The following is a 23,871-nucleotide window of genomic DNA, read 5'->3' on the forward strand; positions in this document are numbered from 1 at the left end:
CTAGGCCACCAGCACCGCGGCAGCACTGTCCATGTGCTCAAGGATGGTCTTGCGCGCCAGCGATGCATCACCGGTCTCGATGGCCGCCACGATGTCGTGGTGCCGCTCGACGCTCATGTTCTTGACGCCCTTTTCCAGTCCGGCGAACATGATGGACATCCGGATGGATCCCTCCAGGGACTCCCAGGAATGGAGCAGGGTCTCGTTGCCCGTGAGACGGCACATCGTACGGTGGAATTCCAGATCGGACTCGATCCGTTCCTCAAGGCTTCCTTTGGCCGCAGCGGCCATGGCGTCGATGGCGGAGCGCAGCGAAGCGATCACCTGTTCGCGGTCGGGCAACTCGCAGAGCGTGCGCGCGGCGAGGGACTCCAGGGCTGCCCGCACGGAGTAGATATCGCGGATTTCCTTGGCATCGAGATGGCGGACGGAGAGCCGTCCGCGCGGACCAGCGGACAGCAGGCCCTCCTGCTCGAGTTGCCGCAAGGCCTCCCTGAGCGTCCCGCGGCTGATCTGGAGCATGTCCGACAGCTCGGTTTCCACGAGGTGCCGGCCGGGCTCCAGCTCGCCACTCGTGATGGCGGTGCGCAGAGCAGAGAGAGCCTGCTCGCGGAGGCTCTTCTTTTCCAGTCCCAGAAGAGGTGCTGTTGCTCCGGCCATCATATCCGTCCTCAATGTCAGTGGTCGACTGTTTACAGTCGGTGTGTTAACTGTTGATCTTACGGCAGGAGCGCGGAACCGGCCCCCGCCCGCTCCGCGCTCCTGCCAACGAATTTGCCAGGCTCAGCCCAGTTCCGCCAGGACCTTCGCGACGATCCGCTGCACCGACAACCCGTAGCGCTCATGTAGGGTGGGCAGCGCACCGGCGTCGAGGAACTCGTCCGGAAGTGCCACGGGAACCACCCGCTTGCCCAGCCCGGCCGTGACCACGGCCGAGGCCACTGTTTCGAACAAGCCGCCCACCACGCTGTGGTTCTCCAGCGTGACGGCCAGGCGGTCGGTGTTCAGTTCCGCCAGGACGGTGGCGGCGTCGAACGGTTTGATGGTGGGGGCGTGCACGACGGCGACATCCACCTTGTGCGCAGCGAGCGCCTCCGCTGCCTGCAGCGCACGCATGGTCATCAACCCGCTGGAGACGAACACGACGTCGTTGCCACCCCGAAGCACCTTCGCCTTGCCGAGTTCGAACGTGTAGTCGTACTCGTCCAGCACGGTGGGGACGTTGCCCCGCAAGAGGCGCAGGTACGTCGGGCCGTCGCTGGCGGCCAGTTGCGGCACCGCTTGTTCGATGTCCACGGAGTCGCATGGATCGACGATGGTCAGATTGGGCATGCCGCGGAAGATCGCCATGTCCTCGGTGGCCTGGTGGCTGGGGCCGTAGCCCGTTGTCAGGCCCGGGAGTCCGCCCACGATGTTCACGTTGAGGTTCGGCTCGGCGATGTCGAGGCACAGGAAATCGTAGGCCCGGCGCGCGGCAAACACGGAATAGGTCGAGGCGAACGGCACCAAGCCGGTCTCGGCGAACCCTGCCGCCGCACCAAAGAGCAACTGCTCAGCCATGCCCATCTGGAAGAACCGCTCCGGGAAGGCCTGCGCGAAGATGTGCATGTCCGTGTATTTGCCCAGGTCGGCGGTGAGTCCGACGATTCGCGGGTCAGCTTCGGCGGCCTTCACCAACGCGTGGCCGAAAGGCGCGGAAGAAGTCTTCTGGCCCGGATCCGCAAAGGACGCGATCATGGCGGACGTTTTCAGCTTGGGTGCGGTGACGGTGCTCATCGGCCGGCCTTCCCGTTGAATCCTGCGGTCAGTTGCGTGCGGCAGAGCTGCCATTCGTGTTCTTCGATGCGCATGAAGTGCGCCTTTTCGCGTTCCTCGAGCAACGGCACGCCGCGCCCCACCTTCGTGTCGCACAGGATCACGGAAGGACGCCCGACGTCGGCCGCCTGGGCGGCTGCGTTGTCGAACGCCGCCAGCAACGCACCGACGTCGTTCCCGTCCACCCGCTGCGTGTACCAGCCGAAGGCTTCCCACTTTTCCGTGACAGGCTCCGTGCGGAGGACCGTGTCTGTCTTTCCGTCCGCCTGCAGGGCGTTGATGTCCACCATGGCGGTCAGCTTCCCCAACTGATGGTGGTGCGCCCCCATGGCGGCTTCCCAAGTGGACCCTTCGTCCAGTTCTCCGTCGGAGAGGAAGTTGTACACCCTCGCACTGGAGCCCTGGTACCGGAGGCCAAGGGCAATGCCGACAGCGATGGAGAGCCCGTGGCCAAGCGACCCCCCGGAGATCTCCATGCCCGGCGTGTACGTCGACATCCCGGACATTGGGAGGCGGGAATCGTCCGAGCCGTAGCTTTCGAGCTCCTCCACGGGAATGATCCCGGCCTCGGCCAGTGCTGCGTAGTGGCCGATTGCGTAATGGCCCGTGGAGAGCAAGAAACGATCCCTGCCCTCCCACTCGGGATCATCGGCGCGGTAGCGGAGCTGGTCCGCATAGACCGCGGCGAGCATGTCCGCAGCGCCGAGCGCCTGGCCGACATAGCCCTGGCCCTGGACTTCGCCCATGTTGAGGGCGTGGTGCCGGATCCGGTTGGCGGCGGCACCCACCCGTTCGATGCGCTCCATCGTGGTCTCTTCGATTCGTCCTGCCGAGCGCTGGTCCTGTGCCACGGTCATTAGACGTTCACCGACTGGGGAGTGCTTTTGGTGGCCTCATCGGCCAATTGGCGCTCCCGCTTGCCCCAGGTTTCGCGGGTGGCCAAAGCTGCCCAGAGACCGATGGCGGCGTACAGGCCGAAGAGCAATGCCGGACCCATCCAGCCCATGGCGACGAAGAGCAGGGTGGTGATGAAAGGGGTAAAACCGGACACCATGGCCGAGATCTGGTAGGCCAACGAAGCGCCCGAGGCCCGGGTCTTCGCGTGGAACAGCTCGGGGAACCAGGCGCCCTGGGCGCCGGCGAGGGAGTTCTGGCATACGCCGTAGGAGACGGCAATCGTGGCAATGATGAAGATGAACAAACCGGTGTTGACCAGCAGGAACATCGGGATGGCAAAGATGACCGCAAAGGCGCAGGACCAGATGTAGACAGGACGCCGTCCGATCCTGTCCGTCAGCCGCGCCCAGGCCTGGGTTGCGAAGATGCCGATGGCCGAAGCGATGCAGAGGGCCACCAGGGTCTGGGTCTTGTCTGCCAGGTGCTGGCCGTTCAGGTACGAAATCATGTAGGTGATGGAGACTGCGTAGCCTGCCGTCTCGGCAATGCGGAGGCCGATTCCCTTGACGATGTTGCGCCAGTCAGTCTTCAGGACCTCCACGATGGGCGACTTCACGATTGCCCCGCTCTCCTTGACCTCGTCGAAGACCGGCGATTCCGGGACCTTGGAACGGATGATCAAGCCCACGACAACCAACACGATGCTGGCGAGGAACGGAATGCGCCAGGCGAGTTCGCCGCCAAGCTGGACGCTGACGAGGAACGTCAGGTTGGCCAGCAGGAGTCCCACGGGGAATCCGGCCTGGACCATGCCCGTGTACTTTCCCTTCTTCTTCCAGGGAGCGTGCTCGTAGCTCATCAGGATGGCGCCGCCCCACTCGGCTCCGAAGGCCAGGCCTTGGACGATGCGGACGAACACGAGCAGAGCCGGCGCCAAGAGACCCACCTGGCTGTACGTGGGAAGAAGGCCGATCAGGAACGTGGCCACGCCCATCAGGATCAACGAGGCTACCAGGACGGGCTTGCGTCCCAGCTTGTCGCCCAGGTGGCCGCCGATGATGCCGCCGATGGGACGGGCAGCGAAGCCGACGCCGAGGGTCGCGAAAGCGGCGAGGGTGCCGGTTACCGGATCGCTTCCCGGGAAGAACGCCGTTCCGAAGTACAGGGCAGCCGCGGTGCCGAAGCCGATGAAGTCATAGGTTTCGATGACCGCGCCGACGCCGGAGCCGATGGCGACGCGCCTTGCGTCTTTGGTGCCGTGGACCGGACCGCGCATGGTCAGAGCTTCTTTGCTCATTGGTGAATCCCTTTCGAAGAGCGACTAAGGCTAGATGCTTCAGCACTGTCGACTGTTAACACATGATATGCCAGTGTGACCGGCATCATCCACCTATGTCAACAGTCAACTTCAAGGGTTGACTGTTGACAGTTAACTTAGCTACCGTGGTTCCCATCACTACGGCCTTCGGGCTCGACTGGAGGAAACGAAGATGTTCAACTCCCGACTCGGTTGCTCGTCCATCAGCTTCCGGCACCAGGATCTACCCACGGCATTGCGCACCATCAATGGCTTGGGCTTTGAGGAAATCGACCTCGGCGCACTGCCGGGCGTCTGCGATCACGTTCCCTACGATCTTGATTCCGACGCCGTCGCCGCCGTGACTGCGGAGGTCGCCGCCTCGGGGTTGCGGGTCCGCTCGGTCAACGGCGACATAGGCGACCTCAACGCGGTGCTCGACGCCGGCCAGCGCGCCGCCCGCCAAAAGCACCTCGATGCGCTCCTCACCCTCACCGCCAACACCCGCGCGAAAGCCCTGGTCCTCCCCTGCGGAGCGCTATCGCACGATCCGGTCCGCAGCCTCGACGAGGACCTGGACACCATCGCGGCCCAGCTCATCGGCGCCGGACAGCGCGCGGCGGAGTTCGGCGTCGAACTCTGGACCGAATCCCTGCACTTCCTCCGGTTCTGCTGGAACCTGGAGCGCGCCGAACAGTTGGCGGCGCGCCTGGCGGACTCCGGCGTCGGGATTGTCATGGACTTCAGCCACATCGTCGCAGCGGCCGAAGAACCACTCGAGTACATCGAACGCCATCAGGGCCGGATCGCCCACGTCCACCTCAGGGACGGGGTTCCGGGCAACATCAACCTCAGCATCGGAAACGGCCAGGCTGACTTCGCTGCCGGACTCAGCTCGCTGGCAGCCATCGGCTACAGCGGCCATTTTTCGCTCGAACTCGAAACCCGCGACGTCACCCACGACGAACGCCCGGCGGCAGCCGCAAAAGCCGCCAGCTTCATCACAGACCTCATCCAGCTACCACCAACGAACAAAATCCAAGGAGCATCATGACCACCACCATCCAGCGAACCGCTGTCCTCACCGGGGCAACCTCGGACCGGGGCATCGGCATCACCACCGCACGCCGCTACGCCAGCAACGGCTGGGCCGTGGTGATCCTGGACCTCGACGGCGAGAAGTCCGCCAAGGTCGCAGCGGAAATCGGCAACCAGTTCAACGTCCCTGCGTTCGGTTACGAGATCGATGTCGCCAACGAAGCTTCCGTCAACGCGGCATACAAGGCAGTCGCCGCCGAGATCAGCTCAGGCAACCTCCCCGCCGTCGGCGCCCTCGCGAACATCGCGGGCATCACGTCCCCTGTCCCGTTCCTCGAGACCACATTGGAACTGTGGCACAAGATCATGGACGTGAACGCCACCGGCACCTACCTCGTGACCAAGGCTTTCCTGCCGGACATGATCGCCAGCGGCTGGGGCCGCATCGTGAACATGTCCTCCGTCTCCGCCCAGCGCGGCGGCGGCGTGTTCGGCAAGGTTCCCTACTCCGCCGCGAAGGCAGCAATCCTCGGCTTCACCAAGGCGTTGGCCCGCGAAATCGGCGCAACCGGCGTCACCGTGAACGCCATTACTCCGGGCGCCGTGGACACCAACATCCGCGTCGGCAGCACCGACGAGCAGGAAGCCGCCATCAACGCGGGCATCCCCTTGGGCCGCAACGCCACCACCGAGGAAATCGCCGCCGTCATCACGTTCCTTTCTTCCGAGGAATCCGCCTACCTCACAGGCACCACCATCGACATCAACGGTGGAAGCCACATCCACTAGCAGTCCCCCGCATCCGTAGCCGAAAGAGCCCACGATGACCAAAATCTTCAACGATCCCGCCGATTTCGCAGACGAAGCCCTCGCCGGTTTCTGCGACCTCCACTCCGGCCTGGTGCGCCAGGTTCCCGGCGGCGCAGTGCGCCGCCACCGTCCCGAGCAGCCCAAGGTCGCGGTCCTGGCCGGCGGCGGATCCGGGCATTACCCGGCATTCGCCGGACTCATCGGCGCGGGACTCGCCGATGGCGCCGTCGTGGGCAACATCTTCACCTCCCCGTCCGCGCAACAGGCCTACTCCGTCGCCAAGGCCGCGGATTCCGGCGCCGGCGTGGTCTTCACTTACGGCAACTACGCCGGGGACGTCCTGAACTTCGGCATGGCAAGCGAGCGCCTGGCTGCGGAAGGCATCGCCGTGGAAAACGTGCTGGTGACAGACGATATTGCGAGCGCGCCGCCGTCGGAATCCGCCAAACGCCGCGGCATCGCGGGTGACTTCACGGTCTTCAAGATCATGGGCGCCGCCGCCGAAGCGGGAGCCGGGCTGGCCGACGTCGTGCGCTTGGGCCGGAAGGCCAATAGCCTGACCCGTACCATCGGCAGCGCCTTCCACGGCTGCACGTTCCCCGGCGCCGAAGCGCCGCTGTTCACGCTCAAGGACAAGCAGATGGGACTTGGCCTGGGCATCCACGGCGAGCCCGGTTTGTTCGACACCGATCTTCCGCCAGCCAGGGAACTCGGCCAGGAACTCGTCGCGCGGCTGTTGGCGGAAACCCCGCACGGGGCGGGCAAACGTGTCGCCGTGATCCTCAACGGACTCGGTTCAACCAAACACGAAGAACTCTTCGTCCTATGGCTGACCGTGGCTCCGTTGCTGCGGGCAGCCGGTTACACCCTGGTCATGCCGGAGGTCGGCGAACTGGTCACGAGCCTGGACATGTCCGGCGTCTCCCTCACCATCACGTGGCTGGACGAGGAACTTGAGCCGCTTTGGACGGCCCCCGCTGAAACGCCAGCGTACCGGCGCGGCAACGCCGCCCTGCTCACCGGGGGCCAGTTTGCGGAGGAAGCGTTCGACGGCGGCCCTGTCGCCATGGAGTTTGCGGCCACCCCGGACTCGCGCAACTATGCCGCGAGCTGCGCGGACGCGCTCGAGGCCGCCCGGAACGCATTGCACGACGCCGAATCGCACCTTGGCGACATGGACGCGGTAGCGGGCGACGGCGACCACGGCCGCGGGATGGTCCGCGGCATCGATGCCGCCACTGCGTCCGCCGCGAAGGCCCTCGGCAACGGCGCCGGAGCCGGCGATATGTTGGGTGCCGCCGGAGACGCCTGGGCGGATAAAGCCGGCGGAACGTCCGGCGTCCTGTGGGGCGCAGGCCTCCGGGCATTCGGCGAATCCCTTGGCAATGAGCAAAGGCCAGGACCTTTGGAGCTTGCCGCTGCTGTGACAGCGTTCGCCGCGCGGATCACCGGACTGGGCAAGGCCGAGATCGGGGACAAAACCATGGTGGATGCCCTGCTCCCCTTCGCCGAAACCTTCAGCAAGCGCGTCTCCGATGGCGTCCTTCCGGATGTTGCCTGGGCCGAAGCTGCCGGGGCGGCCACCTCGGCTGCGCGAGCCACCGCCTCGCTCCGTCCGCTTAAAGGACGGGCCCGGCCGCTCGCCGAAAAAAGCCTAGGCACAGCCGACCCCGGAGCCACTTCGCTGGCAATGATCTTCACAGTCATGGGCCCGCACCTTGTGAGTGCTGGGAAGGTCGCAGCATGACCACGAACGGTTTCCGACTCATCCTGGGCGCCGATGAAGCAGGCGTCGACTACAAAGACCGCATCATGGCGGACCTGCGGGACGATCCGCGGATCAGCGAAATCATCGACATAGGCGTCAACCGCGGTGACGCTTTGGATGATTTCACCAGGCCTTACCCGTACGTCGGCATCAAGGCGGGCGAACTCATCCGGGATGGCCATGCTGACCGGGCAATCCTGTTCTGCGGTACGGGAATCGGCGTGGCCATCGCAGCGAACAAGGTGGACGGCATCCGCGCCACCACGGCCCACGATTCCTTCTCGGTGGAGCGATCCATCCTGTCCAACGATTGCCAGGTCCTCACCATGGGCCAGCGCGTAGTCGGGGTGGAGCTGGCCAGCAGGCTGGCACGGGAATGGCTCGGCTACGCCTTCGACCCGTCCTCGGCGTCGGCCGACAAGGTCAAGGTGCTCACGGATTTCGAGGGCTGCTGAGTCTCGTCGAGAACTTCGGTCGCCGCCACCGGGTGTGATGAGACTCACTAGCAACAAAGGCCGTCTCGGCTTGAGCCGCTTGCGCCTGCCTGTGCACTATGGAAAGGCAGGCTGGGTCACAGTGACCCGGCCTAGTTTTAGCCATCCTGGTGGACGCAATGAGGCCAAACCGGTGAGCTCGTCGAGCCGCCTTGAGTCTCAGGGCGTTCATGGATTGCCCGTACCGCGGCTTTCGCACTGGCGCGATAGCCGGACACCCGGATTCATGAATGGAAGCACTGAACAATGACGTTTGAAACTGCCGACTCCGTAACCCTCAAGATTTGGGACCGCTCGACCACCCACCACACGCTGGACGCGCTGGTGCACGACTTCTCGGTGCGCCACAACACCTCCAAGGCCAGCATCGCGGTCACCTGCAGCGGGCCCAACACCTTCACCGTCAGCCTTAGCGGCAGCGCGGCCAAGGCCACCGCCTTCGACGCGCACTCCCTGTAACAGCGCCCTTTCGGACGCCAAGCGACGACGACGGCGGGAGTCACCTCCCGCCGTCGTTCGCTGTTTTTCTCCTAATCAGGCGCGGGAGTGCTCGGAAAGGAGCGCGTCGATCTGGCCGGCTGCCTCCTGCATCCCCTCTTCCATACCCATGTCGATCATCTTCTTCATCTGCTCTTCTGATTCGAAGGTGGACATGATCGTCATGCGGGTGCGGTCGCCGATCTCTTCGAGGGTCACGGTCGCGTGGCCGGCCCCTATCTCCTCGACGGGAGCTCCGTTTTCGTCGGCAAAGCCGTCGTCGAACTCCAGCCTGTTCGGAGCCTGGATGGCCGTGATGCGCCACCAACCGCCGGCTTTCTCGCCGTCGGGACCGGTCATGTAATAGCTTGCCTTCCCGCCCGGTTCGAACTCGAACTGCTCAAAAGTAGCTGGCCAGCCGGGCGGACCCCACCAGCGCTCAAGCTGGCGTGGGTCTTCCCAGATCTGCCAGACCTGTTCGGGGCTGGCATCGAACTCGGCGACGAGCGTCAAGCTCAACGCTTCGGGATTCTTGGTGGAACTGATAACCGGCATTGCGGAACCCTTCCTATTTTTCGGCAAGGATGTCTGCGATCCGCTCGACGCGCTGCCGCCAGATCGCTTCGTACTCATCGAGCAGCTGGCGGGCTTTCTGCAAGCCATCATGGTTGCCCCGCACGATCTGCTCCCTTCCACGCTTCTCCTTCGTTACAAGGGACGCGCGCTCCAACACCGCCACGTGCTTCTGGACGGCGGCAAAACTCATGGCGTAGAGGGCTGCCAAACCGGAAACCGAATACTCCCCGACCGTCACCCGACGGACGATGTCCCGGCGCGTGGCATCGGAAAACGCCTGGAAGAGGCGGTCGAGTTCGGTTTCACTGAGCTGATCTACAACCATTTGGTTGTAGGATATGCCGATGGCTGAGCGGAGTCAACGGAACTGCAACAGCGAGTGTCACGCGAGGCAGGTTTTTGGCCGCGGCCGGCACGCAGACTCCTGGATTTCCGGGCTTCGCCGTGACCCGAGGCCCCAAAAGGTTGCCCGGCGTGACACAGCTACGCGGCGGGACGGGCTATGTTCCCGCGCCCAAGGACCGCAAGGACCTCCGCAACCATGGTTTCTGGCTCATGGACCACGTCCGAGTAGTAGTAGCGGAGCACCGTATAGCCTTGAACCACGGACGAGTTGTTGCGGCGATGGTCCTTCTTTACCTGCCGCCACTCCGCATGGCTGCGGCCGTCGAGTTCCACCAACAGCCAACCGTCCAGCAACAGGTCCATGTAGCCCACGCCGTCGAGATAGAACTGCGGCTGGACGTGGATTCCGGCCCTCCGGAAGTAGGTCCGGGCCAGCGTCTCCAACATCGATTCAGCCCCGCGATCCACCCAACGTAGAACCTCGCGAGCCTTGCCGTTCCGCTTCCCCGGCAGCCGCTCCCGCAGGAATCCCACCGTCATGTCACCCCGGGCCACAGCACACTCCACCATCACCAAGGAATCCTGCCAGGGCAGGCAGCGCAATGCGTGGATCAGGACATCTGCCAGGGCGGCCACTGGTCTGTGCGGATGCGCGGGAAGCAGCAATCCACCGTGATGCAGGACATCGCAGGCGCTTTGGTTGCGCCTGTGGTGCACGTGCAGCGGGCCGGACTGGTCGATGACCCACAAGCCGTAGAACGGGGCGGCACTGACGCAGGTCCGTATTTGGCGGTTCCGGACCAGGGCCACATCGGCGATGGATGCCGAAGCCAGCGCGTAGACCCCGCGCGCTGGTTGTTCCACGCCACGGCGGACCGCCTTCCTTAGCTGGCCGTCGGTGATGCCAAGACGGGCCAGCACGGGCCTTCGCGCTACGCCCCCGCAGAGATTAAGCGCCTTTTCGACATCCATGTAGCCATCGTGCCGGGCCCGGGCAGGTCTGCGTCACCCCCGGCACACCCTATGTGGAGAAGTAAGCGTCACGCTTGGCACATTTTCAGCAGCCCGCTAGCACCAAGACCCCGGATTCCGGGCTTCTCCCTGACCCAAGGCGCCAAAAAGTTGCCCGGCGTGACAGAGCCCCCTAGACCTCCGCCACCGGCGCCGCGAACTGGGCCTCATACAGCCTTGAGTAGGCCCCACCCGAAGCCAGCAGCTCCGCATGGGTGCCTTGTTCCACGATCTGGCCGGCTTCCATCACCAGGATGACGTTGGCGTCGCGGATCGTGGAGAGGCGGTGCGCGATCACAAAGCTCGTCCGGTCAGAGCGCAGGGCACTCATGGCTTTTTGAACCAGAACCTCGGTCCGGGTGTCCACGGAGCTCGTGGCCTCGTCCAGAATCAAGACTGACGGACGGGCCAAGAACGCACGGGCGATGGTGAGCAGCTGCTTCTCACCGGCGGAAACGTTGCTGCCTTCGTCGTCGAGCACTGTGTCGTACCCCTCGGGGAGGGAGTGCACAAAACGGTCCACGTACGTTGCTTGCGCTGCTTCCAGAATCTCGGCTTCGGTGGCGTCGGGCCGTCCGTAGGCAATGTTGTCCCGGATGGTCCCGCCGAAGAGCCACGTGTCCTGGAGCACCATGCCCATCCGCGAGCGCAGCTCGTAGCGGGACATCGAGGCGACGTCGACGCCGTCGAGCGTTATCCGCCCGGCGTCAAGCTCGTAGAAGCGCATCATGAGGTTCACAAGGGTGGTCTTGCCTGCTCCAGTGGGTCCGACGATCGCAACAGACTGGCCGGGTTCGGCCACCAGGCTCAGATCCTGGATCAGCGGCTTGTCGGGCGAGTAGGAGAAGGAAATGTTCTCGAACGTCAAGCGCCCGCGCGTCACTTCGGGAACAGCCGAGGGCTCAGGATCAGCGCTTTGCTCCTCGGTATCGAGCAGCGCGAAGACGCGTTCAGCGGATGCCACGCCCGATTGGAGCAGATTGGCCATTGAACCGAGCTGGGCCAGGGGCTGCGTGAACTGCCGGGAGTATTGGATGAAGGCTTGGACGTCGCCCAACTGCATGGCACCGGAGGCTACCTGAAGGCCACCCACCACGGCGATCCCGACATAGACCAGGTTGCCGATGAATGTTAGTGCCGGCATGATCAAGCCGCTGATGAACTGGGCGCCGAAGCTGGCCGAGAACAACTCTGCATTCTTCTCGCGGAATCGCTCCTCGACTTCACGCTGGCGGCCGAACACCTTGACGAGCGCGTGGCCGGTGTAGGTTTCTTCGATCTGCCCGTTCAGCTCGCCGGTGTTCTTCCACTGGGCCACGAACAGCTTCTGTGAGCGCTTGGCAATCAGCATGGTGGTCACGAGCGTCAACGGCACGGTGACCAAGGTGATGAACGCCAGGATCGGCGAGAGCAGGAACATCATGAAGATGACCCCCGCCACCGTGAGCAGGGACGTGACCGCCTGGCTGATCGACTGTTGGAGGCTTTGCGAAATGTTGTCGACGTCGTTGGTCACGCGGCTAAGCAGCTCCCCGCGCTGCACCGAATCGAAATAGCGCAACGAGAGCCGGTTGATTTTCGCTTCGATCTGCTCGCGGAGCCGGTACACCGTCCGCTGCACGACGCCGTTGAGCACGTATGCCTGAATCCAGCCGAACGCCGAGGCCAGGACATACAAGACCAGCACCCACAGCAGGATCGAGGACAACGCCCCGAAGTCGATTCCGACGCCGGGAGTCAGGTCCATGCCTTTCAACATGTCCGCTTTGGAGCCCTGGCCGGAAGCGCGCAGTCCCTCGATGACCTGTTCCTTGCTCACCCCGGCGGGAAGTTGCTTGGAGACGACGCCGGCGAAAATCAGGTTGGTGCCCTCGCCCAGAAGCCGGGGACCGATCACGGACAGGGTCACGCTCGCGACGGCGAGGAGGAGAACCAGCGTCAGCCACATGCGCTCGGGCCGCAGCGTGCCCAGGAGCCGCTTGGCCGAGGGCAGGAAGTTCATGGCCTTTTCGGCCGGGATGTTCATTCCCGCGAAGGGTCCGCCGCGGCCTGGCCCCATCGGGGGACGCTGCGGGCGGTTGGCGGTGCTGGGTGCGCTGCTCATGCCGCCTCCTCCGCTGCCAGTTGCGAGGAAACTATCTCGCGGTAGGTCTCGGAGGTCTCCAGCAACTCGTCGTGGGTTCCGCGCCCCACTAGCCGCCCGTCGTCGAGCACCAAAATCTGCTCAGCATCCGCGATGCTGGATACCCGCTGCGCAATGATGACCATGGTGGCGCCCGAAGTGTGGCGCTTGAGGGCCTGGCGGAGCCTGGCGTCGGTGGCGGTGTCCAAGGAGGAGAAGGAGTCGTCGAAGATGTAGAGCTCGGGCTGCTTTACGAGTGCCCGCGCGATGGCGAGTCGCTGGCGTTGTCCGCCGGAAACGTTGGTGCCGCCCTGCGAGATCGGAGCATCCAGGCCGCCCTCCATCTCCTCGACGAAGTCCTGGGCCTGGGCGATGGAAAGCGCCCGCCAGAGTTCTTCCTCCGTGGCGTCGGGCTTGCCGTAGAGGAGGTTGCTGCGCACCGTGCCGGAGAACAGGTAGGGCTTTTGCGGGACCAGTCCGATGTGCCCCCACAAGAGGTCCGGGTGCAGTTCGCGGACGTCGACGTCGTCAATCCGCACCGAGCCGCTGCTCGCGTCGAAGAGCCGTGGCAGCAAGTTCACCAAGGTGGTCTTGCCCGCGCCCGTGCTGCCGATGATCGCCGTCGTCTGCCCCGCGCGTGCCCGGAAGCTGATGCCGCTCAGGACGGGCTGCTCGGCACCCGGGTAGGCGAATCCGACGTCGAGCAATTCCAGCTCACCGCGGCCGGCGGTCTCCGTCACCGGATTCACGGGAGGCCGCACGCTCGATTCGGTCTCCAGCACCTGCCCGATACGGTCCGCCGAAACAGCAGCGCGCGGGATCATGACGGCCATGAACGTCGCCATCATGACGGACATGAGGATCTGCATGAGGTAGCTCAGGAAGGCGATCAACGTGCCTACCTGCATGGAACCGTCGTCGATCCGGAACGACCCGAACCAGATCACGGCCACGCTGGAGACGTTGAGCACCAGCATCACTACCGGAAACATGAGCGCCATGAGCCGCCCGGCGCGCAGCGCCATCTCCGTGACGTCCTGGTTTGCCGAGGCGAAGCGTTCTGTCTCCATGTCCTCGCGCACGAAGGCGCGCACCACTCGGATGCCTGCTAACTGTTCGCGGAGCACGCGGTTCACTGTGTCGATCCGGACCTGCATCTTGCGGAACAGCGGCACCATCCGGCTCACGATGAGGCCCACAGCAACGAGCAACACGGGGACGCTGACGGCAATCAGCCAGGACAACTGGGCATCCTGCCGGACCGCCATGATCACCCCGCCGATGCTGAGCATGGGCGCCGCAACCATGAGCGTGCAGGACATCAGGACGAGTTGCTGGACTTGCTGCACGTCGTTGGTTGAACGCGTGATCAGCGACGGCGCACCGAAGCGGGTGACCTCCTGCTCGGAGAACTCCCCGACCCTCGTGAAAATAGCGCCGCGCAAGTCCCGCCCCAAGCCCATGGCGGCTTTCGCGCCGAAGTACACGGCCGTGATCGAACACGCGATCTGGAGGAGGGTGATGAGCAACATGAGGCTGCCGGTGCCCAGGATGTAGGCGGTATCCCCCTTGGCCACGCCTTCGTCAATGATGTCGGCATTCAGTGTGGGCAGGTACAGGGATGCGATGGATTGCGCCAACTGGAAAATGACGACGGCGATCAGCAGCCGCCGATGGGGCCGCAGGTACCGAACGAGAAGTTTCCAGAGCATCGTTCTCCAACTCACGTAGTGATTCGAAGGCCAGTCTACGACTGGTTGCTGGGGGCAACTAGAGCTTTCCCTCAGGGCGAAGCGTGGCGGGGCCGTGCCACCCTCGCGCCCGACAGTAGGCTGGAAACGCTCGGCAAGATCCGCTACGAAAGGACCGTAGTCATGGCTTACATCACCGTCGGAAATGAAAACAGCACCGAGATCGAGATCTACTACGAGGACCACGGAACCGGCCAGGCAGTGGTCCTTATGCACGGCTATCCCCTGGACGGCTCGTCCTGGGAGAAGCAGACCGCGGCACTGCTCAACGCAGGGTACCGCGTCATCACCTACGACCGCCGCGGCTTCGGCAAGTCCAGCAAACCCACCGTCGGTTACGACTACGACACCTTCGCGGCGGATCTGAACACCCTCCTGGAAGCACTGGATCTCAACGACGCCGTCCTCGTGGGCTTCTCGATGGGAACCGGCGAAGTCGGCCGCTACCTTGGCACATATGGCTCGGCCCGGGTGGCGAAGGCCGTGTTCATTTCGTCCTTGGAGCCGTTCCTCCTTCAGACCGAGGACAACCCCGGAGGCGTCCCGCAGTCCGTGTTCGACGTACTTTCCGAAGCCGCCATATCCGATCGCTACGCCTTCTTCACCGAATTCTTCAACAACTTCTACAACGCCTCGACTTTCCTCGGAACGCGCCGCCTGAGCGATGAAGCAGTCACCGCCAGCTGGAACCTGGCGGCCCAGTCGGGGGCGCACGCCTCAGTGGCGGCGCAGCGCACGTGGCTCACCGATTTCCGCGCCGACATCCCCAAGATCGACGTGCCCGCCTTGATCATGCACGGCACCGCGGACAACATCCTCCCCATCGACGTCACCGGCCGGAGGTTCGCCGAAGCTCTCCCCGGCGCCGAGTATGTAGAGATCGACGGCGCCCCGCACGGCTTGCTGTGGACGCACGGCGCCGAGGTCAACGAGGCCTTGCTCGGCTTCCTTGCAAAGTAGCTCGAGATTTTTGACAAAAAATTAGGACGAAACTAACTAAATATCGCGGGAACCTTAACTCCTTGGGTCCAGTCTTAATGCAAGCACAGGCGGAATCCACCCGCCGGCGAAAGCACCAAAGCTGCAAGGGGAGCAGGACCGGCCATGAAGACAACTACAGCCCTGGACGAGGTTACCGCCATCAATGGCGTGATCACAGATCAGCAACCCGTTGACTTCCATGCCCTGGGGCTCGCGGGCTGCATCGACCGATTGGCCGCACCGCTCCGCCGCCAAGGGACCGAAATCCACTGGGAGACGCCGCACCACGGTGTCGAAATCTCGTCCGGCTCCGCTTCCTTGCTCTATCACGCCGCCAAGGAAGTCCTCAGCAACGCGTTCAAATACGCGCACGCCCACGACGTCACCGTACGGCTCGCCGCCGTTTACCACGGGATCCGGCTGACAGTCACGGACAACGGCGCAGGCTTCGACAGCCAGGCAACGCCCGCCGGCGCACACCACGGATTTGGTCTCCGCCTCATGTCCATCGCTGTCAGCCAAGTGGGCGGGGATGTCTCCGTCGTCTCCAGTCCAGGCAACGGAACCTGCGTAACCGTCACTTTGCCGCTCGACTGATAGGTGTCGATGCCCGACGGCGGCAGGCACCCGCCGTCGTCACGGCACGCACCTTTTTGCTCGCCCGCGCCTCCCTCCGCCCCGGAATTCCGGGCCGATCCAGGTGCCGCGCCGCCAAAAACGTGCTCAGCGTGACACCTGAGCCTTCGTCCGCTTGAGGCTGAAGTAGTGCACATCCCGACCCTCGCTCACCTATGCCGCCGTTTCGGCCGACCCTCGCTCACCTATGCCGCCGCCTGTGGGCCGCACCCGGTCCAAGGTGTTACCAGCCGCGGCTTTCCCAGGCAGCCAAGTCCGGCCGTTCGATGCCCAAGGTCGTGCTCCGGCCGTGACCTGGATGCACCAGCGTGTCGTCTGCCAGTCGCTCGAAGACCCGTTGCACCACGTCGGTGAAGAGCATCCCGAAGCGTTCCGGGTCCTTCTCGGTGTTGCCGATGCCGCCCGGGAAAAGTGAGTCACCGGTGAACAGGTGGGCTGGGCCGTCCGGATCGCGGTAGAGAAAAGCGATAGAACCCGGGGTATGGCCGCGGAGGTGGAGAACTTCCAGGCTAAAGCCCTCAACATTCAGGGTGTCACCGTGCTCGAGCAGGACATCGGTGGGTACATCGATGGCTGGGGCGTCTTCGCTCCCGGCCGCGGTCCGGGCACCAGTGGATTCGACGATCTCGCGAAGGGCACGGACGTGGTCCCAATGGCTGTGTGTAGTGGCCACGTAAACGACACGGGTCCCTGCGCGGGACTCCCCACGGGCTGCCTCAATCATGATCTGAATGGCGGTGGGGTCATCCGCGGCGTCGATAAGCACCTGCTCTCCGGATCTCTTGGAAGTCAGCAGGTAGCTGTTGTTGTCCATCTCACTGACGGAAACGCTGTGGATCGTGATCTCAGTGAGATCGATCATGCGCATTGGCATAGTGTTCATTCCTATCTGGGATCGGTCCTGGTTCCGGCGCCGGGCTTAGTTCGCCAGAAGATGTGTTCCGCGCAGCGCCTTGCCCACTTTGTCTGCTGCGTCTCGCAGCATTCCTGAGACGTTCGTTGCCCTTGCGGCAAAGTCTGCAGGACTCATGGAAACCGCGACTGATCCGATCGTTTGACCTGCCGGATTGGTGACTGGAGCAGCCAGGCAGGACGCTCCCATAAGAAATTCCTCGCGTTCGACGGCGATGCCGCTGTCCCTGACCTCGCACAGTTGAGCTTCCAGCTCTTCTATGGTCTGGATCGTCCGGCTTGTCATTTCGGGCAGGCCATGGCGTGCCAGGTAGGACCGCCGATGCTCCGGCTCCATCGCGGCAAGCAGCACTTTGCCGAAGGCCGTGGCATGTGCTGCATCGTTGAACCCGAAGCCCATGGGTGTGATGCGCGGCCGGGCGGCAGACTCGACTACATGGGCAACGATAATGTCATCACCTCGGTGCACCGCATAATAGGCGGCGGCATCCGACCGGACATGCAGCTCCCTGATGATCCGGGCCACGGCCGGCGGCGTGCCGACCTGGCGCCGCAGCGAAGTGTCCAACGCATGCAGTTTGTAACCTAGCCCGTATCGGCCCTGGTCCTTGAGATGAACCAGATGTTCGGACGCCACCAACGTCTTCAGCAACCGGTACACCGTAGGCAGGGGCATGTCCAAGGCAGCCGCAATGTCTTTGGCGGACACGCCACGGCTGTTGGTTGCGACGACGTCTAGCATGGCAAAGGCTTTGCGGACCGATGCCGTTCCCGTAAGTGCACCATTGCGTCCCATGTAACAAGTTTGTCCTGCCAAGAACGCACAAACAAAGAATCTGGCAGGATTTACCCGACGGTGAGTTCGCCCATGCGGTCCCAGTCACTGCCCTCGATCTGGCGGCTGATGATCTTCGGCGTTTCCACCAAAGCCGCGGCCATGTCCTTCATCGCCTGTCGGAAGTGGTCGCTGTTGACGTGATCTCCTGCGGCGTCGTCCTGGAACGCCTCCACGAGCACGAACTCGTTGGGGATTTCCGTGCTGCGCGACCATTCGAACCACAGGTTCCCGGGTTCGCGGCGTGTGGCCTCGGTAAACTCACGGGTCAGCTCTAGCCAGCGGTCGGACCAGTCAGGCTTGACGTTGAACTTGACGACAATGAAGATCATTGAATGTCCTTCCAGGGATGCCGGTGGCCCCGCGTGAGGCCGGGAGAGAGTGGGATTCTTCTGTCCAAGTCTTGCCCGGCCGCCGGGCCGCATCCAACGGGCTTTCTCGCAGGGTGATAAGGGCGGCAGATTTTCTGACGCAGCCTCCGTACGCTGAGTCACGGTTCGAACTTTGTCTCTGAGGAAAGGCCGTCGATGCTGAGCACCTTTCGCGCTGCGGTTTCTGATCCTGCACGGGTGAAGACCCGCCCGATCGACCTCCACGCCAACGCCCATGATGCCTCGCATTTCCTGCTGATCCCGCAAGCCGTCGTCGTGGCCGAGAATGCGCAGGAAGTCGGCAACTTGCTGCACGCCGCCAGGGCACAAAGAGTGCCGCTGACCTTCCGTTCCGGGGGGACCAGCCTCAGCGGGCAGGCCGTTACCGACGGCATACTAGTGGACGTGCGCCGGAATTTCCGGGATATTGAGGTGCTTGATCAGGGTGCCCGAGTCCGGGTGCAGCCCGGGGTCACCGTGCGCGCTCTGAATATGCGGCTGGCCCGGTACGGGAAGAAGTTCGGGCCGGACCCAGCCAGCGAAGGCGCGTGCACCATCGGCGGCGTGATTGCGAACAATTCCTCCGGCATGAACTGCGGCACCACCGAGAACGCCTACATGACGCTGGAGTCCCTCACCGTTGTCTTGGCCTCCGGGACGGTGGTCGACACCGGCGCTCCAGGCGCCGATGACCGGCTGCGCCAACTGGAACCAGGACTCTATGACGGCCTGATCCGATTGGCTCGCCGGGTCCGGGACGACCCATTGTCAGCTGCAACAATCCGCAGGCAGTTCTCGATGAAGAACACCATGGGCTACGGCCTGAACTCACTGCTCGATTACGAGCGGCCGACAGACATCCTGGCCCACCTGATCGTCGGCAGCGAGGGCACGCTAGGTTTCGTTGCCGAGGCCGTTTTCCGCACAGTTGAGAGCCCCGCCCACACTGCCACCGGCCTCCTGGTCTTCCCCGACCTCGATGCTGCCAACGCTGCCCTGCCCGCCATCGTGGAAACCGGGGCCGCGACGATCGAACTGATGGACTCGCTGTCCCTGAAGGTAGGCCAGACAGTCAAAGGTGCCCCCGGACCCGTTCGCGACCTGTCGGTGCGGGACCACACCGCGCTGCTCATCGAATACTCGGCCGCGGACACGGAGCAGCTGGCGCAGGTGCAAGATCGGGGCGCCGCTGCCTTGGCTGGCCTGCAGCTTTGCTCGCCGTTGGCCTTCACCCGCGACGCCACCGCGCGCGCCGCACTATGGCGCCTGCGCAAGGGACTCTACGCGTCGGTGGCCGGCGCCCGGCCTCAGGGCACCACCGCGTTGCTGGAGGACATCGTTGTTCCCGTGCCGGCGCTGGGCCGAACATGCCGCGAACTGGCCAAGCTCTTCGACAAGTACGCGTACCGGAACAGCGTGATCTTCGGACATGCCAAGGACGGCAACCTGCACTTCATGCTTACGGATGGATTTGCAAGCAGCGAGGAACTCAAACGCTACAGTGCCTTCACGGAGGACATGGTGGGCCTGGTGCTCAACGAAGGCGGGTCGCTGAAGGCCGAGCACGGCACCGGACGCGTCATGGCGCCATTCGTCCGGCGCCAGTATGGTGACGAACTCTACGATGTCATGCGCGGACTCAAGGAACTGTTCGACCCTTCCGGTGTGCTCAATCCCGGCGTGCTGCTCCATGACGACCCGCAGGCCCACCTGCGCCACATCAAGACCGCACCGCCGGTGGCAGAGGAAGTGGACCGCTGCGTGTCCTGCGGTTATTGCGAGCCGGTATGCCCGAGCAAGGACATCACGCTCACCCCGCGACAGCGCATTGTCACTCTCCGGGCAATCGAGAGCGCGCGCCTGGAAGGCAACCATAAGCTAGCAAGGCAACTGAAGGCGGACTACGATTACGAATCCGTCCAGACCTGCGCTGTCGACGGGATGTGCCAGACAGCCTGTCCGGTCGATATCAACACCGGTCTGCTCGTCAAGCGGCTGCGCCGCGAGGACGCGAATGCGGCCGAAAACGCCGTGTGGAATCTTGCCGCCCACCAGTGGGAGACAATGACGCGCGGGGCCGGCGTAGCGCTCGACACCGTGTCACGGCTTCCCGCCGGGATCGTGACACCGGTCAACAAGGCCGCACGGACCATCCTGGGCGCGGACCGAGTGCCGCTGTATTCCCCGGAACTTCCCCGCGGCGGATCCCCTCGGAAGCGGCCGGCGCCTTCGGGAACGCCGGCCGCCGTTTACTTCCCTGCCTGCGTCGGAACAATGTTCGGTCCGGCCGTGTCCGGAGGGAGAAACGACGGCGGCAAACCCGCCGGCCAAGGCGTCCAATACAGCCTTGAGCAGCTCGCCCGGCGTGCCGACATCGAACTGCTGGTTCCATCCGGCATCGACGGGCTGTGCTGCGGCACCCCCTGGTCCTCGAAGGGCATGGTTGCAGGACAGTCCGCCATGCTGGCCAAAACGGTGGCGGTCCTGCGGGAAGCGACCCGGGACGGGGATCTTCCCATCATCTGTGACGCCTCATCCTGCACAGAAGGTCTGCGCCAGGCAATCGAATCAGCTGAGCTGCCGGCCGGGCTGCGGCCGCTGCAGGTCATTGATGCGGTCGACTACGCCGCCGACCGCATCCTGCCCAGGCTCATGGACCACCCAAAGCTATCATCGGTGGTCCTGCACCCCACGTGCTCCTCAACCCGCCTGGGCATCAACCCCTCTTTGATGGCCGTCGCCGAGGCCGTAGCCGAACGCGTCGACGTGCCGGAAAACTGGGGCTGTTGCGCCTTCGCCGGCGACCGGGGCATGCTCCACCCTGAATTGACCGCATCGGCGACCCGCAAGCAGGGCACAGAGGCCACCGCCTTCGAAGCATCTGCTTACGCGTCCTGCAACCGCACATGCGAACTGGGCATGACCCGGGCTACAGGGCAGGAGTATAGACACATCCTGGAACTGCTTGAGGAAACCACATGCGGGTATTCGTGGCAGTTCAGGGGGCGTCGCTGACCTCGAACCGCGGCAGCTTGTCCAACTCAGATTTGGGTGTGTCTTTGTACTCGGCGAAGATCTTGGGCTGCAAGGCCGTGATGCGGGCATTGACCATATCGCTGAGTGCCAGGGCGATGGCCCCGGTTTGGCGTACTGCGAGGTCCTCCACCAGCGGCTGCCGCGCGCTGGTGATGGCGATCCCATTTGCTGCACCGTCCGGATCCTGCGCCAACCCTACCGAGAACAGTTCCCGGGGATTGGTGGTCCGACTGGTGTAGTGGTCCCGCAGCTTGAGCAGAACCTTGTGCCAGTCCGGTAGATCGCCCTTCAAATTGGTCGCCGCCAAGTCATTCTCGGTCAGATTCGCGCCTGCGCGGCCGTAGGAAAAGCATCGCCCGTAAGAGAGGAGAGCTGTCGTCCAGACCGCTTCGATCAGTACATCGTCGGGCGGGTCATCGCCTGGCGTGAGTGCCGACACTAGCCGCTCGCAGCACCGCAGTACGGTCTGCAGATCCTCAAAGGTCGCGCTGAGGTGGACTAGCGTGGCAGCGTTGCTTGTGTCCAGTCGCCGCAAGGTTGCAGGCTGAGCGGTGGGGGCAGAGAGTGTCATCATCGACTTCCTGAGGTTGAGCATGGGGTGTATTCGGCCCTAGCGCATGGCTAAGGTTGGCGAAAGCCGGGGCGGATCCGTCTGCGACCGGCGTTCCCATGAGGTAAATCACACACCAGACGGTCGCCCTGGGCTGTCTCAATGTGAGATCGAGTGATGCCGCGTAAGAGGAGCAGGCCCATCAGTAACATCAGTAACTCGGCGTAAACGGCGTGGTCACTCCAGGGGTCAGGGCCTGACGCGATCCACACCCTTTGTGCTTTAGTAGAGCCATGGCCGCACCCATAGAGGACTATGCGCTCCTGTCGAATCTCTCTACCGGGCCTCTGATCTCTCGGCGGGGCAGCGTCGACTGGCTCTGTTTGCCGCGTTTCGATTCCGCGTCGATCTTCGGCGCGCTGCTGGGAAGCGAAGAACACGGACGGTGGCTGCTTGCTCCCAGTCAGCCGGATGCTGTCGTCGTAGACCGCCACTACCTGGCATCGACCTTCGTCCTTGAGACAACATGGCAAACCTCTAGCGGGCAGGTCCGGATTACCGACTTCATGCCGGTCGAGGAGGGCCGTTCATCCCTTGTCCGTCGAGTCACGGGCGTGAGCGGGACTGTCGGCCTGCACCAGGAGCTGAGGATTCGACCACGTTACGGCTCCGTATTGCCGTGGGTGAGCCGTAGCCGCGAGAGCGGAGCTGACCTATTGCTGGCCATGGCCGGCCCGGATGCCTGGTCCTTGCGGGGGCGCCACCTGCCTCAACCCCACCATCATCTGCATGCAGGGGAATTCGTGGTGGCAGCAGGTGAGAATGTGGACTTCGAGCTGGAATGGTTCCCGTCGTACCGCCAAGTCCCGCCCGCTCTGGACGTGGACACAGCCCTCGATAATGCCGTGCACTACTGGACGCGGTGGGGCGGCCATTGCCGTCAGGACGGGCCATACGGAGGCGCGGTCAAGCGCTCGCTGCTTGTGCTGCGCGCTCTTACGCACTATGAAACAGGCGGCATCGTCGCCGCACCGACAACGTCCTTGCCGGAGGATTTTGGCGGCTCACGCAACTGGGACTACCGCTACTGCTGGCTCCGCGATGCCGCTTTGACGCTGGAGTCCATGTTGACGCATGGCTATGAATCGGAGGCCCTGAAGTGGCGCAACTGGCTGTTGCGTGCCATTGCCGGCGATCCGGAGGACATCCAGATCATGTACGGAATCGCAGGTGAACGGGACCTGCCGGAGAAAGAACTGGGCCACCTGCCCGGCTACCAAGACGCGAGACCGGTCCGGATCGGCAACGCCGCGGTCTCCCAGTACCAGGCCGATGTAGTGGGCGAAGTCATGGTTGCGCTGGAAAGATTGCGCCTGGCCGGCGGCAAGGAAGACCATTTCTCCTGGGCCTTACAGTATGCACTCCTGGGCTTTGTGGAGAAACACTTCGATGACAAGGATTTCGGTCTTTGGGAGATGCGCGGGCGTGCCCAGTACTTTACACATTCCAGAGTCATGATGTGGGCGGCATTCGACTGCGGCGTCAGAGCGGTTCGTGATCACGGTCTCCAGGGCCCCTTGGAGCACTGGAAGGAACTCCGTGAACGGTTGCGGACGGAGATCATGGAGCAGGGCTTCAACCGCGAGCTCAACTCCTTCACCCAGACGTATGGCGGGACGGAGGTCGACGCCGCGCTGCTGGCCCTGCCTCAGGTGGGATTCCTCGCTTACGCTGACGAGCGCATGCTCGGTACCGTTTCCCGGCTGGAAAAAGAGCTCCTGACCGATGACGGGCTGCTCCTTCGGTACCGGACCGAGACCGGCGTCGACGGCCTTAAACCGGGCGAGCATCCTTTTCTTGCGTGTTCCTTCTGGCTGGTGGAGCAATACGCCCGTACCGAGCGCTGGACTGATGCCCGGATACTGATGGACAAGCTCGTCGGGTTCTCCAACGAACTCGGTCTGCTCAGCGAAGAATACGCAGTAAAGGAAGAACGGATGGCGGGCAACTTCCCGCAAGCGTTTTCCCACTTGGCTCTTGTGCGGGCCGCGGATGCAATGCACGGAGTCGACCGGCTCAGTCTGGCGGTTACGGAAACCGCCTGAGATCGATGTCCTGGTCCGCGGATGATTACCTGGACCAGGACATC

Annotated in this window: 22 protein-coding genes; 9 read left to right on the plus strand and 13 right to left on the minus strand. The window is 63.7% G+C overall.

Going from position 1 to position 23,871, the window contains the following annotated elements; genetic code table 11:
- The 4 genes from AB0O52_RS16585 to AB0O52_RS16600 form a co-directional block, all read right to left on the minus strand.
- Positions 1-660: a GntR family transcriptional regulator gene (locus AB0O52_RS16585; RefSeq protein WP_364539580.1), complete on the minus strand. Its 660-nt coding sequence runs from the start codon at positions 658-660 to the stop codon at positions 1-3.
- A 123-nt stretch (positions 661-783) separates the two neighbouring features.
- A complete protein-coding gene (locus AB0O52_RS16590; protein WP_364539583.1) occupies positions 784-1,776 on the minus strand; it encodes a transketolase C-terminal domain-containing protein in 993 nt (330 codons plus the stop codon).
- Complete coding sequence (locus tag AB0O52_RS16595) at positions 1,773-2,672, minus strand: transketolase (protein ID WP_364539585.1); 900 nt, start codon at positions 2,670-2,672, stop codon at positions 1,773-1,775. The genes AB0O52_RS16590 and AB0O52_RS16595 overlap by 4 nt, the downstream gene beginning before the upstream one ends.
- Positions 2,672-4,009: an MFS transporter gene (locus AB0O52_RS16600; RefSeq protein ID WP_364539587.1), complete on the minus strand. Its 1,338-nt coding sequence runs from the start codon at positions 4,007-4,009 to the stop codon at positions 2,672-2,674. The genes AB0O52_RS16595 and AB0O52_RS16600 overlap by 1 nt, the downstream gene beginning before the upstream one ends.
- Positions 4,010-4,202: 193 nt before the next feature.
- Between AB0O52_RS16600 and AB0O52_RS16605 the strand changes: the two genes are divergently transcribed.
- The 5 genes from AB0O52_RS16605 to AB0O52_RS16625 all read left to right on the plus strand — a co-directional run bounded on the left by AB0O52_RS16605 (position 4,203) and on the right by AB0O52_RS16625 (position 8,578).
- On the plus strand, positions 4,203-5,063 hold the full coding sequence (locus AB0O52_RS16605; protein ID WP_364539589.1) for a sugar phosphate isomerase/epimerase: 861 nt from the start codon (positions 4,203-4,205) through the stop codon (positions 5,061-5,063).
- Positions 5,060-5,836 (plus strand): SDR family NAD(P)-dependent oxidoreductase, encoded by a 777-nt coding sequence (locus tag AB0O52_RS16610; protein WP_364539592.1) that lies wholly within the window; start codon positions 5,060-5,062, stop codon positions 5,834-5,836. Before AB0O52_RS16605 ends, AB0O52_RS16610 begins: the two co-directional genes overlap by 4 nt.
- Positions 5,837-5,870: 34 nt before the next feature.
- On the plus strand, positions 5,871-7,604 hold the full coding sequence (locus tag AB0O52_RS16615; RefSeq protein ID WP_364539595.1) for a dihydroxyacetone kinase family protein: 1,734 nt from the start codon (positions 5,871-5,873) through the stop codon (positions 7,602-7,604).
- Positions 7,601-8,080 carry an RpiB/LacA/LacB family sugar-phosphate isomerase gene (locus tag AB0O52_RS16620; RefSeq protein ID WP_364539598.1) on the plus strand — a complete coding sequence of 160 codons (480 nt, stop codon included), beginning with the start codon at positions 7,601-7,603 and terminating at the stop codon, positions 8,078-8,080. The genes AB0O52_RS16615 and AB0O52_RS16620 overlap by 4 nt, the downstream gene beginning before the upstream one ends.
- Before the next feature lie 285 nt (positions 8,081-8,365).
- Complete coding sequence (locus tag AB0O52_RS16625) at positions 8,366-8,578, plus strand: hypothetical protein (protein ID WP_364539601.1); 213 nt, start codon at positions 8,366-8,368, stop codon at positions 8,576-8,578.
- A 75-nt stretch (positions 8,579-8,653) separates the two neighbouring features.
- Here AB0O52_RS16625 and AB0O52_RS16630 read toward each other — a convergent pair whose 3' ends face one another.
- The 5 genes from AB0O52_RS16630 to AB0O52_RS16650 form a co-directional block, all read right to left on the minus strand.
- Entirely contained in the window at positions 8,654-9,151 is a 498-nt protein-coding gene (locus AB0O52_RS16630) for an SRPBCC domain-containing protein (protein WP_364539604.1), read from the minus strand.
- Between the two features lie 13 nt (positions 9,152-9,164).
- Positions 9,165-9,497, minus strand: coding sequence for a metalloregulator ArsR/SmtB family transcription factor (locus AB0O52_RS16635; RefSeq protein ID WP_364539607.1), 333 nt, complete (start codon positions 9,495-9,497; stop codon positions 9,165-9,167).
- A 158-nt stretch (positions 9,498-9,655) separates the two neighbouring features.
- Positions 9,656-10,489 carry a DUF559 domain-containing protein gene (locus AB0O52_RS16640; RefSeq protein WP_364539610.1) on the minus strand — a complete coding sequence of 278 codons (834 nt, stop codon included), beginning with the start codon at positions 10,487-10,489 and terminating at the stop codon, positions 9,656-9,658.
- 172 nt (positions 10,490-10,661) lie between these two features.
- Positions 10,662-12,632: an ABC transporter ATP-binding protein gene (locus AB0O52_RS16645; RefSeq protein WP_364539613.1), complete on the minus strand. Its 1,971-nt coding sequence runs from the start codon at positions 12,630-12,632 to the stop codon at positions 10,662-10,664.
- Positions 12,629-14,362 carry an ABC transporter ATP-binding protein gene (locus tag AB0O52_RS16650; protein WP_364539692.1) on the minus strand — a complete coding sequence of 578 codons (1,734 nt, stop codon included), beginning with the start codon at positions 14,360-14,362 and terminating at the stop codon, positions 12,629-12,631. Before AB0O52_RS16650 ends, AB0O52_RS16645 begins: the two co-directional genes overlap by 4 nt.
- Before the next feature lie 162 nt (positions 14,363-14,524).
- On the opposite strand from AB0O52_RS16650, the gene AB0O52_RS16655 reads away from it, so the two are divergent.
- Complete coding sequence (locus AB0O52_RS16655) at positions 14,525-15,361, plus strand: alpha/beta hydrolase (RefSeq protein WP_364539615.1); 837 nt, start codon at positions 14,525-14,527, stop codon at positions 15,359-15,361.
- A 144-nt stretch (positions 15,362-15,505) separates the two neighbouring features.
- Complete coding sequence (locus tag AB0O52_RS16660) at positions 15,506-15,979, plus strand: ATP-binding protein (RefSeq protein ID WP_364539618.1); 474 nt, start codon at positions 15,506-15,508, stop codon at positions 15,977-15,979.
- A 262-nt stretch (positions 15,980-16,241) separates the two neighbouring features.
- Here AB0O52_RS16660 and AB0O52_RS16665 read toward each other — a convergent pair whose 3' ends face one another.
- The 3 genes from AB0O52_RS16665 to AB0O52_RS16675 are packed head-to-tail and all read right to left on the minus strand — an operon-like array spanning position 16,242 to position 18,097.
- Positions 16,242-16,892 carry an MBL fold metallo-hydrolase gene (locus AB0O52_RS16665; protein WP_364539621.1) on the minus strand — a complete coding sequence of 217 codons (651 nt, stop codon included), beginning with the start codon at positions 16,890-16,892 and terminating at the stop codon, positions 16,242-16,244.
- Between the two features lie 45 nt (positions 16,893-16,937).
- Positions 16,938-17,726, minus strand: a complete 789-nt coding sequence (locus tag AB0O52_RS16670) for an IclR family transcriptional regulator (RefSeq protein WP_364539622.1) — start codon at positions 17,724-17,726, stop codon at positions 16,938-16,940.
- A 50-nt stretch (positions 17,727-17,776) separates the two neighbouring features.
- Positions 17,777-18,097: a putative quinol monooxygenase gene (locus AB0O52_RS16675; protein ID WP_364539625.1), complete on the minus strand. Its 321-nt coding sequence runs from the start codon at positions 18,095-18,097 to the stop codon at positions 17,777-17,779.
- A 195-nt stretch (positions 18,098-18,292) separates the two neighbouring features.
- Here AB0O52_RS16675 and AB0O52_RS16680 point away from each other — a divergent pair, with 195 nt between their 5' ends.
- Positions 18,293-21,151 (plus strand): FAD-binding and (Fe-S)-binding domain-containing protein, encoded by a 2,859-nt coding sequence (locus AB0O52_RS16680; RefSeq protein ID WP_364539627.1) that lies wholly within the window; start codon positions 18,293-18,295, stop codon positions 21,149-21,151.
- Here AB0O52_RS16680 and AB0O52_RS16685 read toward each other — a convergent pair.
- Positions 21,135-21,746: a hypothetical protein gene (locus AB0O52_RS16685; protein WP_364539630.1), complete on the minus strand. Its 612-nt coding sequence runs from the start codon at positions 21,744-21,746 to the stop codon at positions 21,135-21,137. The two genes, AB0O52_RS16680 and AB0O52_RS16685, sit on opposite strands and share 17 nt — an antisense overlap.
- A 269-nt stretch (positions 21,747-22,015) precedes the next feature.
- On the opposite strand from AB0O52_RS16685, the gene AB0O52_RS16690 reads away from it, so the two are divergent.
- Complete coding sequence (locus tag AB0O52_RS16690) at positions 22,016-23,827, plus strand: glycoside hydrolase family 15 protein (protein ID WP_364539633.1); 1,812 nt, start codon at positions 22,016-22,018, stop codon at positions 23,825-23,827.
- The last annotated feature ends 44 nt before the right edge of the window (positions 23,828-23,871 follow it).

The organism is Arthrobacter sp. NPDC080073, from assembly GCF_040686575.1.
Lineage (GTDB): Bacteria > Actinomycetota > Actinomycetes > Actinomycetales > Micrococcaceae > Arthrobacter.

What these genes read in the sequence shown, in the direction of transcription:
- AB0O52_RS16685 (WP_364539630.1), bottom strand. Translation starts at nt 21,746, where the DNA reads ATGATGACACTCTCTGCCCCCACCGCTCAGCCTGCAACCTTGCGGCGA.
- AB0O52_RS16620 (WP_364539598.1), top strand. Translation starts at nt 7,601, where the DNA reads ATGACCACGAACGGTTTCCGACTCATCCTGGGCGCCGATGAAGCAGGC.
- AB0O52_RS16665 (WP_364539621.1), bottom strand. Translation starts at nt 16,892, where the DNA reads ATGCCAATGCGCATGATCGATCTCACTGAGATCACGATCCACAGCGTT.
- AB0O52_RS16625 (WP_364539601.1), top strand. Translation starts at nt 8,366, where the DNA reads ATGACGTTTGAAACTGCCGACTCCGTAACCCTCAAGATTTGGGACCGC.
- AB0O52_RS16650 (WP_364539692.1), bottom strand. Translation starts at nt 14,362, where the DNA reads ATGCTCTGGAAACTTCTCGTTCGGTACCTGCGGCCCCATCGGCGGCTG.
- AB0O52_RS16635 (WP_364539607.1), bottom strand. Translation starts at nt 9,497, where the DNA reads ATGGTTGTAGATCAGCTCAGTGAAACCGAACTCGACCGCCTCTTCCAG.
- AB0O52_RS16585 (WP_364539580.1), bottom strand. Translation starts at nt 660, where the DNA reads ATGGCCGGAGCAACAGCACCTCTTCTGGGACTGGAAAAGAAGAGCCTC.
- AB0O52_RS16675 (WP_364539625.1), bottom strand. Translation starts at nt 18,097, where the DNA reads ATGATCTTCATTGTCGTCAAGTTCAACGTCAAGCCTGACTGGTCCGAC.
- AB0O52_RS16590 (WP_364539583.1), bottom strand. Translation starts at nt 1,776, where the DNA reads ATGAGCACCGTCACCGCACCCAAGCTGAAAACGTCCGCCATGATCGCG.
- AB0O52_RS16670 (WP_364539622.1), bottom strand. Translation starts at nt 17,726, where the DNA reads ATGGGACGCAATGGTGCACTTACGGGAACGGCATCGGTCCGCAAAGCC.
- AB0O52_RS16600 (WP_364539587.1), bottom strand. Translation starts at nt 4,009, where the DNA reads ATGAGCAAAGAAGCTCTGACCATGCGCGGTCCGGTCCACGGCACCAAA.
- AB0O52_RS16615 (WP_364539595.1), top strand. Translation starts at nt 5,871, where the DNA reads ATGACCAAAATCTTCAACGATCCCGCCGATTTCGCAGACGAAGCCCTC.
- AB0O52_RS16690 (WP_364539633.1), top strand. Translation starts at nt 22,016, where the DNA reads ATGGCCGCACCCATAGAGGACTATGCGCTCCTGTCGAATCTCTCTACC.
- AB0O52_RS16605 (WP_364539589.1), top strand. Translation starts at nt 4,203, where the DNA reads ATGTTCAACTCCCGACTCGGTTGCTCGTCCATCAGCTTCCGGCACCAG.
- AB0O52_RS16595 (WP_364539585.1), bottom strand. Translation starts at nt 2,672, where the DNA reads ATGACCGTGGCACAGGACCAGCGCTCGGCAGGACGAATCGAAGAGACC.
- AB0O52_RS16630 (WP_364539604.1), bottom strand. Translation starts at nt 9,151, where the DNA reads ATGCCGGTTATCAGTTCCACCAAGAATCCCGAAGCGTTGAGCTTGACG.
- AB0O52_RS16680 (WP_364539627.1), top strand. Translation starts at nt 18,293, where the DNA reads ATGCTGAGCACCTTTCGCGCTGCGGTTTCTGATCCTGCACGGGTGAAG.
- AB0O52_RS16640 (WP_364539610.1), bottom strand. Translation starts at nt 10,489, where the DNA reads ATGGATGTCGAAAAGGCGCTTAATCTCTGCGGGGGCGTAGCGCGAAGG.
- AB0O52_RS16610 (WP_364539592.1), top strand. Translation starts at nt 5,060, where the DNA reads ATGACCACCACCATCCAGCGAACCGCTGTCCTCACCGGGGCAACCTCG.
- AB0O52_RS16645 (WP_364539613.1), bottom strand. Translation starts at nt 12,632, where the DNA reads ATGAGCAGCGCACCCAGCACCGCCAACCGCCCGCAGCGTCCCCCGATG.
- AB0O52_RS16660 (WP_364539618.1), top strand. Translation starts at nt 15,506, where the DNA reads ATGAAGACAACTACAGCCCTGGACGAGGTTACCGCCATCAATGGCGTG.
- AB0O52_RS16655 (WP_364539615.1), top strand. Translation starts at nt 14,525, where the DNA reads ATGGCTTACATCACCGTCGGAAATGAAAACAGCACCGAGATCGAGATC.